At 36.1% G+C, this 10174-nt stretch carries 11 protein-coding genes; 3 read left to right on the top strand and 8 right to left on the bottom strand.

All coding sequences use genetic code 11. The features are described from left to right. Positions 1–66 precede the first annotated feature (66 nt). The 4 genes from QZZ51_RS14750 to QZZ51_RS14735 form a co-directional block, all read right to left on the bottom strand. Entirely contained in the window at positions 67–585 is a 519-nt protein-coding gene (locus QZZ51_RS14750; protein WP_291871022.1) for a hypothetical protein, read from the bottom strand. A 440-nt stretch (positions 586–1025) separates the two neighbouring features. Beyond that, positions 1026–1700 carry an ABC transporter ATP-binding protein gene (locus tag QZZ51_RS14745; RefSeq protein ID WP_291871020.1) on the bottom strand — a complete coding sequence of 225 codons (675 nt, stop codon included), beginning with the start codon at positions 1698–1700 and terminating at the stop codon, positions 1026–1028. Between the two features lie 10 nt (positions 1701–1710). Then, complete coding sequence (locus QZZ51_RS14740) at positions 1711–2973, bottom strand: FtsX-like permease family protein (RefSeq protein ID WP_291871017.1); 1263 nt, start codon at positions 2971–2973, stop codon at positions 1711–1713. Continuing rightward, complete coding sequence (locus QZZ51_RS14735) at positions 2970–4052, bottom strand: efflux RND transporter periplasmic adaptor subunit (RefSeq protein WP_291871015.1); 1083 nt, start codon at positions 4050–4052, stop codon at positions 2970–2972. The genes QZZ51_RS14740 and QZZ51_RS14735 overlap by 4 nt, the downstream gene beginning before the upstream one ends. Before the next feature lie 269 nt (positions 4053–4321). On the opposite strand from QZZ51_RS14735, the gene QZZ51_RS14730 reads away from it, so the two are divergent. After that, a complete protein-coding gene (locus QZZ51_RS14730; protein ID WP_291871013.1) occupies positions 4322–4966 on the top strand; it encodes a phosphoribosyltransferase family protein in 645 nt (214 codons plus the stop codon). A gap of 15 nt (positions 4967–4981) precedes the next feature. On the opposite strand, the gene QZZ51_RS14725 is transcribed toward QZZ51_RS14730, so the two are convergent. After that, positions 4982–5395 carry an archease gene (locus QZZ51_RS14725; protein ID WP_291871024.1) on the bottom strand — a complete coding sequence of 138 codons (414 nt, stop codon included), beginning with the start codon at positions 5393–5395 and terminating at the stop codon, positions 4982–4984. Positions 5396–5518: 123 nt separating this feature from the next. After that, a complete protein-coding gene (locus QZZ51_RS14720; protein ID WP_291871011.1) occupies positions 5519–5728 on the bottom strand; it encodes a dodecin family protein in 210 nt (69 codons plus the stop codon). Positions 5729–5913: 185 nt separating this feature from the next. Between QZZ51_RS14720 and QZZ51_RS14715 the strand changes: the two genes are divergently transcribed. Both QZZ51_RS14715 and QZZ51_RS14710 read left to right on the top strand, forming a co-directional pair. Further along, positions 5914–6369: a pyridoxamine 5'-phosphate oxidase family protein gene (locus tag QZZ51_RS14715; protein ID WP_291871009.1), complete on the top strand. Its 456-nt coding sequence runs from the start codon at positions 5914–5916 to the stop codon at positions 6367–6369. A gap of 103 nt (positions 6370–6472) precedes the next feature. Beyond that, complete coding sequence (locus tag QZZ51_RS14710) at positions 6473–7330, top strand: OmpA family protein (RefSeq protein ID WP_291871007.1); 858 nt, start codon at positions 6473–6475, stop codon at positions 7328–7330. Positions 7331–8514: 1184 nt separating this feature from the next. On the opposite strand, the gene QZZ51_RS14705 is transcribed toward QZZ51_RS14710, so the two are convergent. Both QZZ51_RS14705 and QZZ51_RS14700 read right to left on the bottom strand, forming a co-directional pair. Next, complete coding sequence (locus tag QZZ51_RS14705; RefSeq protein WP_291871006.1) at positions 8515–8874, bottom strand: hypothetical protein; 360 nt, start codon at positions 8872–8874, stop codon at positions 8515–8517. A 32-nt stretch (positions 8875–8906) separates the two neighbouring features. Beyond that, entirely contained in the window at positions 8907–9305 is a 399-nt protein-coding gene (locus tag QZZ51_RS14700) for a hypothetical protein (protein WP_291871004.1), read from the bottom strand. Positions 9306–10174: the final 869 nt, after the last annotated feature.

Raw genomic sequence — 10174 nt, 5'->3', positions numbered from 1 at the left:
GGTCCTCTTCCGCATCGAAAATTCTAACTTTTCTTAACTTCCATTTTTTGATTTTGAATTTTTAAATCAATTGTCTTTAGTAGATAATAAACTATTCAATCGTTCAATAATTTTGACTGTAACAACAGGTGCTTCGTCCAATATAGATTCCCCCACAATTGCATCAACATCATCCATTTTATAAGAACCTTCTCCAGAGGTTGTGAGCACAACTATTTTATCCTTATCTATTTTGGTTCTATTTATGAATGATTTCACGGAAACTGGTGGTTTCCAGTTCTCCCAAGTGTGGATAATTACAAGAGCATCGAAGTCTTTTGGATTAATGCCATGCAATTCTTCAACATCGATAACTTGAATATAAATGGAATCTGACTTAAAATGACTCACGATTCTACTAGTTACTTCATCTTTAAAGTCACTCCCTTGCGTAGCAATCAACAGCTTGTTTTCAAAGTTGGCCTCATTAATGGCATAAGGTACGGCAACATCCATGGAGTACCGATTTTGATACCAAAGAAGAAATAAGAAAAAGGCGACCATTACGCCAAAAAATACAAACAAAATTTTTTTAAAACCTTTCATAACACTTCAATTTTATGTGTTCGCAAATGATGCTTTAAGAACTCTTTCAAATCATCACGATACTCCCGACATCTACATCTAAATCAGGATATAGAGAAGATGATATAGCATGTTTATCGTTCATGGCATTCATTTACGGTTTTCGATTATAAATGTAGTCTCCAGGCATAGGAATGAAAATGATTAAAATCATAAGCAAGAAAAATTTTGGATGAGGCCTATATGGCAATTTTTAAAAACCCTGACACCTACCCTTTGGTTTCTCCCTATGATTTGGAAACAAGATTAGAGAGGATTCACAATCTATCCCATATTATTTACGCCAATTATGAAATTTATGATGTATAGAAGAGTTTAATCCATAAACATGCTATTGCCCTAGGTTATTTCGAGAATAAGAAATGTATTCGTGTATTTGGCAACGATATGGCGTTTAAAGACTAGCTTATAATCCGCCCATCTTCCATCTGAATAATTCGATCGGTACGTTTGGCGAAATCCTCGTCATGAGTTACGACCAAGAGCGATAGGCCTTCTTCTTCCTTCAAACGTTTGAATATATTAAATACATTTTCCGAATTGTGGCTATCCAAATTTCCAGTTGGCTCGTCGCACATCAATATAGATGGATTGTTAATCAAGGCACGTGCTATGGCGACCCTCTGTTTTTCGCCACCTGAAATTCTGGACGCACGTTGATTGGCCAAATGCCCAATATGCAACATTTCAAGCTTTTCCATCGCACCATATTCAATCTCTACATGGGATTTTTCTGCCAGTTTTTTTGCGGGAAGCATCACGTTTTCCAGTACGCTGAACTCTGAAAGCAAATAATGAAATTGGAACACAAAACCAATATGTTTATTACGGATGGTTGAAAGTTCTTCATGGGGTTTTCCCGTTACCAGTTGACCATTAAGATACAACTCGCCCGTATAATCGGTATCCATGGTGGAAAGTATATACAGTAAAGTAGATTTTCCCGAACCCGATTTTCCCATAATGGAAGTAAATTCTCCTTTCTTTATTCTAAACGAAATATCCTTGAGCACATGAAAATCGTTCGGTTTGCGAAAATGTTTGTTGATGTTTTTGGTTTCGAGAACTAGTTTCATTGCTTTTTCTTTATGTTCCACGAATAATACGAACGGGGTCTATTCGCTTTGCTTTGTTCGAGGGTAACCAACCAGCAACAAAAGTGGACAGCAGCGCAAACGTAATTCCAATAACGTAATAGGCTATATTATAACTAATAGGATAAGTGGTGATTGTTGGCAGGGCTTCTGTCTCGAAAGCGACATTATCTATGAGTCTTGAAAGTCCATACCCAATAATCAAACCGAGAATTCCCCCAATTGCACCGATTATCATCGCTTGGCTCATAAAAATCAATTGTACGTCACGACCCGAAAATCCAGTTGCTTTGAGAATAGCGATGTCCTTCATTTTTTCATAAATGAGCATGTTTAGAATATTGTATATTCCGAATCCGGCTACAATTAATAAGGTTATAGACACCGCATAGGTAATCAAATTTCTAATGTTGGAACCTGTTTCGAATTGAGCATTGGCCTGATTTATATCCGTTGCAGTAACCTTAAACTGACTAGCTAGATTTTGTGCTATGGTCGGTGCCTTTTCGATAGCAAAGAGTTTTATATTAATATCTGTAATGTAATTCTGTGCCTCGCCCAAAATACGCTGTACGGTCTTTAGATTTGCAAAACTTTGAATATTATCAATATCCGCAATGCCACTTTGATAGATACCCACTATTTTTAATGGAAAGACGTCTCCTCGAACCGTACTTATCTGTACCCTATCCCCTACTGTTAAAGACATCTTAGCGGCTAGGCCAGAACCCAAAAGTATACCGTTTTCTGCATTTTTAAGAGCCTCAGGGCTTCCTCCAATAATATAGTCACGCATATTGGAAATCCTGGTTTCCTCCATAATATCTATCCCTACCAGATTTCCGCCCAATTCAATAGAACCTGACAGGTAAAAAATTTGTGTACGGAGCTGCGGAGTGGCGCCTTTTACTTTTTTATTATTTTTTAAATAATTTAAAATAGGTAGCGCATTATGTATTTTCTTTTGGCTCTGCTTTGGTTTTATGGAATGCACAATATGTACCGAATTTTTAAATTCATCATACAGCGATATAGGTTGCTGCTCGGTAGGTTTAATTTCGTTATATAAATGTATATGGGGCGTTTGATTTAAAATCAGACTGTCTAACATTTCATTAAGCCCAGTCATAAAGCTTACCAAGGTGATGTAAGCACCTATACCAAAAGTTACTCCAAGAGCAGCCGTTACTGTAGACTTCATCTTGGTCATCAAATGGGTCTTGGCAATGTTCAGTATAACCTTCCAATTAATCATTCTTCGGGTTTTAAAAGTTCTGTATGTTCGTCAATACCCTCCAATATTTCTACAATATCTAAATTTTGAAGGCCTACAATAACTTCCTCAACACCATTAGCAGTACGTACTTTGTTCCCCTTAAATAAATATGTTTTGGGAATAGTAAGAACGTTTTCCTTTTCGGCGATAATGATATTTCCTTCCCCAGCCAAACCTGGGTATAAGGTTTTCGGTGGCTTGTTAAAAATCGCCTCGATAGTAAAGGTCTGTGAACGTTCATCTTTACGAGGATAGATTTTAGCGACTTGTGCAGTAAAGACTTCCGATGGATAGGCATCTAAGGTAACTAGAGCCTTTTGGCCAACTACGAGTTTTACTATATCTACTTCATCGACAAGCATTTCAATTAAAAAAACAGAAGCGCTTCCTACCGCTGCCAAAGGTTCCATGGTACTCACGATTTCTCCCGGTTCTTTCAGAAGTGCATACACCTTTCCATTGATTTTACTAGCCACGGTAAAATCTTTAGTGTTGATTTGGGAGTATTCATAATTGTTACGTGCCTGCTGTACTTGAGTCTGTAATTCATTTTTTGTTCGTGCGTATCTGCTTTTGAGAAGATTCAAATTATTTCGAGAAAGTTCATAGGCTAACTTACGGTTATCGAATTCTACCTTGGAACCTATCTGTTGTTCCCATAGCCGCTTCTGCCGAAAAAAGTTGACTGAATCATTTTTAAAGGTTAAGGATGCCGCTTGTATCTCGTCTTCCAGGCTTTTCAATATTGCAGAATTTCCACTATAATTTTCACGTGCCAGCTGCAAGGCTAATTTTGCATTTTCGGTATTGAGTTTAGGTGCCTTGTTGATAATCTGTAGTAAAGACACTCCCTTTTGTACCACATCGCCCTCCTCCACCAAATTACGGTCTAAAATTCCCCCTACGGCTGCATATACTTGATATAGGCTGTCTGGCTGAATGGTCGCCGAAGCATATACTGATTCTGTCAGCCGTGTTTTTTGTGGAAGGATTTTTTCCTGTTGTTCTCCACAGGAATATAGTAGAAGATAAAAGACTGTAATAACTAAATAGCGCATAAAATTTTCAATTACCTATGTTCAAATTAAGCAAATTTATATTCTAAGAATATGAGGAAAGTCATACACCTAAATATTACATTAAAAATTACACCTTACCTGATGCAAATCATTTCACAACACGCTGGTTTTTAATTACTTTAGGCTTCATAGCAAATATAATGAGAACACTACTGCTTTATTTTACATTGCTCATTTCAATAGTAACAATTAGTACACACGAACCAGAAAAAGATATATACGCATTAAGATTAATAAAAGAAGACTAAATGCAAAATACAGATATATTTAAGGATAGAATCGATGCCGGTATTCAATTAGCCAAAAGATTACGACACTTTAAGAAAGAAGATGTTGTGGTATTAGCCATACCCCGCGGAGGTTTGCCGTTAGGCGTAATTGTAGCAAAAGAATTGAACGCACCGTTAGATGTTGTTCTTTCCAAAAAAATAGGACATCCGTATAACAGGGAATATGCAATAGGTGCGGTGAATCTAGAAAATCGTATTCTCACCAACGCCATTGGGGTAACCAAAAGCTATATTGAAGAAGAAACTACCGCCATTCGCAAAAAGTTAAAAGAGCGGCATCAACAATATCATAAGAATAGACCCGAATATAGTTTAAGCGGAAAAACAGCAATCATCATCGATGACGGCATGGCTACTGGGAATACAATTTTAGCTACAGTACCATTATTACTTCAACAAAAAGCAAAACAAATAATTGTGGCCGTACCTGTAGCATCGTTATCAGCTATTCGTACTTTAGAAAAAGTACCAGAGGTAAAGAAAATAGTTTGTATAAAAACACCTAGGGACTTTAAGTCCGTCGGACAATTTTATACGAATTTCCCTCAAGTGACCGATCAAGAGGCTATTCAATACTTGGAAGAAATGAACAAAAAAGAGTAACGGTTGTTTAAACCCTTAAATACCAAATACTAGTGAACCCATATAATATCTGTCTTCCTTTTTTTCTACCTTAAAACCTTGTTCAACAACGGCTTTTATTTTATTGTCGAAGTTATCGAACCACTTACCATAAAGCTGGGCAACCAATCTATGTTCCGTGAGTTCTTCAATGTACATGGCACAAAAAATAGTATGCTGCGCATGGGTCAATGCCAGAACTTTAGTCAAAAAATCTACTAATAATCCTTTATAACCCTTTGCGCTAGCATATACCTTTATGGTATAATCTGACTGGCTTGATGCGCTGCAGCCCCCTTTTTTCAATTCGTGTGCCATACCCCGCAGACTTTTTTTGAAAATATTTTCTAGCGAATTTGCGACTACCGTAATTTGTATATCCGTACGAGGTGGAATTATAGCCAATGGCATCCTGTGTTTACTGCCCGTCTCATCGGGCAATGTGTGAGTGTCCATAATCTTTGTTTTTAAATTGTTTATTTATATTCTTTTCCAAAGAAAATTTTAAAGAAAAATAATCCCTATTCTTATAATTTACGCCAGTGATGCAATACCAAAACTTACCTTGGTAGTCACACGGTATTGTGCAATTTTATTATTGCTTACGGTTACCTGCATGTCTTTTATATAGACGGACTTAATGTTCTTAACAGACTTGGATGCTTCCTTGATTACATTCTGAACAGCATCCTCAAAACTTTGTGTTGAGTTACCCATAATTTCTATGACTTTTAGTACTGACATGTTTTTTATACTTTATATATTAACAATTCTATTATAATAAGGTGAAATCGAGTTAACTAAAATGATCTGTATCAGTCCTCGGGTTTTAAATGGTGTAACCAATTTTCTATTTCTCGTAACTGACCTATGTCATATGCGATGCCCTGTGCAAGAATTAGTTTTGAGAAAATCACAAGAAACAGGCCATGAGAAGAAATTTAAACCAAAAAGAAGGTGTTGAGCTTTTGACTAACAACTATATAGGTCATTTAGGATATCTCTCTGGCTCCTTCCCTCATGTAGTACCCATTACTTATTACTACGATGAGGCTACCCATACGATTACCAGTTACTCATCAGAAGGTCATAAAATAGATGCTATGCGAAAAAATCCATTGGTATCCCTATGTGTTGATGAGATTAACTCGGTAGCCAATTGGCAATCGGTCTTGGTCCACGGTACTTTTGAAGAACTTTCAGGTATTAACGCAAAACATATGCTTAGGCTATTTTCAGATGGTATAAAAACCATCATAAATAAGACACCTAAAAAAAACACTCAATTCATAAGTGAATTTTCTGCCAAGATTGAAAAGGGAAAAACGCCATTGGTATTCCGTATTAAAATCGATGATATTACAGGTAAGAAAAGGGAGTCATAATAAAGGTTTTCAATGACCTATATCATTTATAATAGAACGGTTTGTTCATTTCTTTGTAATTGAAATAACTGGTCCAAAGACCAAAAATAAATAAAATAGAAAAATGAAAAATCCTATCATAATCAGTATAACTCTTTTAGTGTTATTGGGTTCTTGTGTTAGTCAAAAAAAATACACTTCAGCGCAAGACAGGGCAAGTCTTTGTGAAACAAATCTAAGAACTAGCGAAAACCAACGCACCGTAATTGAAGGCGATTTGGCAAACGAGAAAAATAGAACCAAATCATTGGAACAGCAGATAGATTACTTCAAAAGCACGAATACCGATTTGTTGGCTCGACTATCTGATCTTTCCATAGTGAGCAAGTCTGGTGCGGAGAGTATCAAAAAATCGTTAGAAGCATTGAACGAGCAGAATAAATACATCAAGGACCTAACCACATCAATGCAACGAAAAGATTCGATTAATTTGGTTTTGGTCATGAACCTCAAAAGATCTTTGGATGTTTTCGAGGACGAGGATATCAACATCGAGGTAAAGAAAGGGGTCGTTTACGTCTCCATATCAGATCGCATGTTATTCAAATCAGGTAGCTTTAAAATCAGTAATCGAGCGGAAGAGGTAATTGGTAAAATATCCAAAATTGTAAACGATCATAAAGAACTTGATATTTTAGTCGAAGGCCATACGGACAACGTTCCTATTCTGACGGAATGTATGACTGACAATTGGGATTTGAGTGCCAAGAGGGCCACTTCTATCGTTCGATTGATGCAGACCAAATTTGGTGTTCAACCGGAAAGACTCACTGCTGGAGGGCGATCCGAATATATTCCAAAGGAATCCAATGAAACCAGTAAAGGAAGAGCGATCAATCGTAGAACAGAAATCATCATCTTGCCCGAGTTAGATCAATTTTTTCAGCTTTTGGAGCCTCCTACAGCCGATACAGGAAACTAAATTCCATATCGCATATCTAGATGAATAAGATTATCGCGCTTACCATAAATCTGGTCGTTCATAAAAACACAACAATATCAAGCCTGGTAGCAAACCGTAAATTACGGTGCACCCAACCTGTCTATTATCCAAGCGGTGGCGGAATCAACGTTTCTAAGGCTATCAAAAATTTGGGAGGCACTTCAATCGTCATCCATTTCACAGGAGGATGCACAGGAAAGAGTCTTTATCGTATAAAATAAAGGGGGTGACCATGTCATTAACCAACAAGACAATATCAAAAAAAAATATGCATCATAGCCAGATTATTAATTCCCGCTTCTACTCTTCTTAACAGTCCGATTACTCCTTCCCCTATTCAGATTGTTTTCATCGTGATAGCGTCTAATACTGTCATCATTATAATTGCGGATACGCTCGTACCGAGAACGTCTTAAATCGACATTTCGATACTGGGGTGGCAATGCACTTCTTCTCACCCACATCCCACTATCCAAATACAGATAGGTCCGTTCCGAAAGGTCATAATAGATACTGAATTCGGGAAAATAGACATAGCGAACAACTTCTAACCGATTGGGATAGAACCATGGTGGCGGGGTGTTATTTACCCTTGAGGTTATGACTACAGGGCCGCAACTGTCCAAAGAAAACATCAATACTAATAGCAAAATCCATAATTTTTTCTGTACCATAGCGCTATATTTTAAAGATATAAAGGAATAAAATCGATAGCTAAAACAAAATGATTTAGGTCAGCCCTATTTTCCTATATTTAATTACGTTTTTACCCTGATAGAACAACAAAACCAACTATAACAAAACTGGCGACTACAAGTGAATTAAAATTGATGTAACATGGATAATTTATAAGCTCTATCTGTTCATTCCTTTCTGTATTTACTCGATAATCGAGATTTAAATGCTCGGGCTTGCCTCGAAATTTCAAGGTTGTTTTCCTACGAATGCCTCGTGGGCTTACCCCGAGGTAGTTTACTCCCGGATTAAGTGGCATACCTACTGGGAGGAGCTATCGCTTCAATATCCAAAAGCAGAATACTGGTTAGCGTATGGACTATTCTTTGGTAAATAAATTTTTGATAAAAAATAAAGGAGGTTAAGAAATATTCCTTTGTGTTTGGCTGGGATTATTACCCAATAGGTTTATAAATCAATATTTAAAATCATGGGTAATTTATCAAAAATTGCTGTAATACACTTACCTGAAAATCGCCAACTACCGAAAGTTCAATATCCGCATTCATTAGCACCAAACCATAGGCCAAATGAGACAGTTTGCAGTCACTGATGATTTCCTTATGAAAACCACTAAAAATGGGTCTAAAGTTTTTTGCAATATCCATTCCTGAAGATTTACCTACATTAATGGCTCTTACCACTGCATCTGAAATCTGTCTAGGCGTAAGACCTTGGTCCAGTAAATCACTGGCCAAATATTTCATGCGAAGACTATAATAGAAATCCATAAAATTAGCAATACTATCTACAGGTCTATAATAATTTGTAAAAATTGTTATTTCCATATCCATAGTTTTTAGGTTCTTAAATTTGTTTCTTAGAATTTCTTGGCGTATCCAAAAACCATTTTTTTAAATTCCCTAAAATCATTAGTGAATAAATTTATTCGTTCTCCAAGACTACGATGTTTTTCACGGTAGTCCCAGTCAGAAAGTCCTTTTTCATCTTTATATAAACGAGATAGTAGCTTCTCATGCTCCATAATATCGTCTTCCAAATAATCAAAAAGATTTTCATGAATCTTGTCTAAATTCTTTAGCATTTTTCCATATTCAGATGCCTGTTCTTTATTTTTATTAAGCAAATCGGCAAAAAATTTAGTTTCGTCTTTCCAAAAAGCAATTGTTTCTAGCCACTCCTTACTTTCCTGGTGCAGTACATCAAGGGCTGCTCCTAATAATAATGCTGTTTTTGGATTTGAAGTTGTCGTTTTCATAATATGTAATTTTATATCAATTTAAAAAACTGTTTTGTAAGCTATTACAGATGAAATTAAAAAGTATCTGTACTTATGATGAACACAGGAAACTTATGTCGCTTTTTCTTGTGCTTAACCGTATTTTCCTTTGTTAGGTTTGTAGCATATCCCAAAAATGCAAACTTATGCTGAAGTACAAAATGATATAAATCAGTAGCAACTTTCTTAAAAATAAAAAAATAATGATGGAGACTAGTTAGTGTCATTTTATAAGATTCCTTGGTTAGTTAATCTTAATGCCTATAATAGATTAATCAGGGGGTTTTTGTCTTCACGAAAACCTGTACCTAAAAAATGGTAGTTATTGAATATATATTTATTTCTCGGTCGAGGTTGCCCTACTATCAGTGGAAAGCAGCCAAAAATACCATACAAAATCTTATGAATGTAACGAGAGTCGCCAACAATACCGGAGCAAATTATAAAGGTCTTAGAGCGTTCCGAAAACCTAGAATCAAAAGATATTCGAGTGCTGATAGATGGCTATATAATATAGCTTAAGGGAAGAGTGTATTCTACTAAGGAGCCTTTACTGGTTAAAAAACTACTTATAAGCCTATTTATAGTTCGCCATGTACAAAATGATAGTATAGTATTATTCTGAATTTATTTAATCTAAAAAAAACGCTTAAACTGACCTAGGTCATTTTAGACCTGAAAAAAGTGATGTATTTTAGTGGTGCAATTAATGATTAAAAGTTCATTGAAAAAATATCATACATACTTAGTGTTCGTGGGGAGTACTAAGATGTAAGAAAAGAAGAGGTACAGACACCTTTTATACCTTTTGAATCTCGAACGGACGTAGCAATATATTCAAGTAGGAT

This window comes from Maribacter sp., assembly GCF_016744255.1.
Taxonomy (GTDB): domain Bacteria; phylum Bacteroidota; class Bacteroidia; order Flavobacteriales; family Flavobacteriaceae; genus Maribacter_B.
The sequence above is the reverse complement of the archived record's forward strand: the minus strand, read 5'-3'. Positions and strand labels throughout refer to the sequence as shown.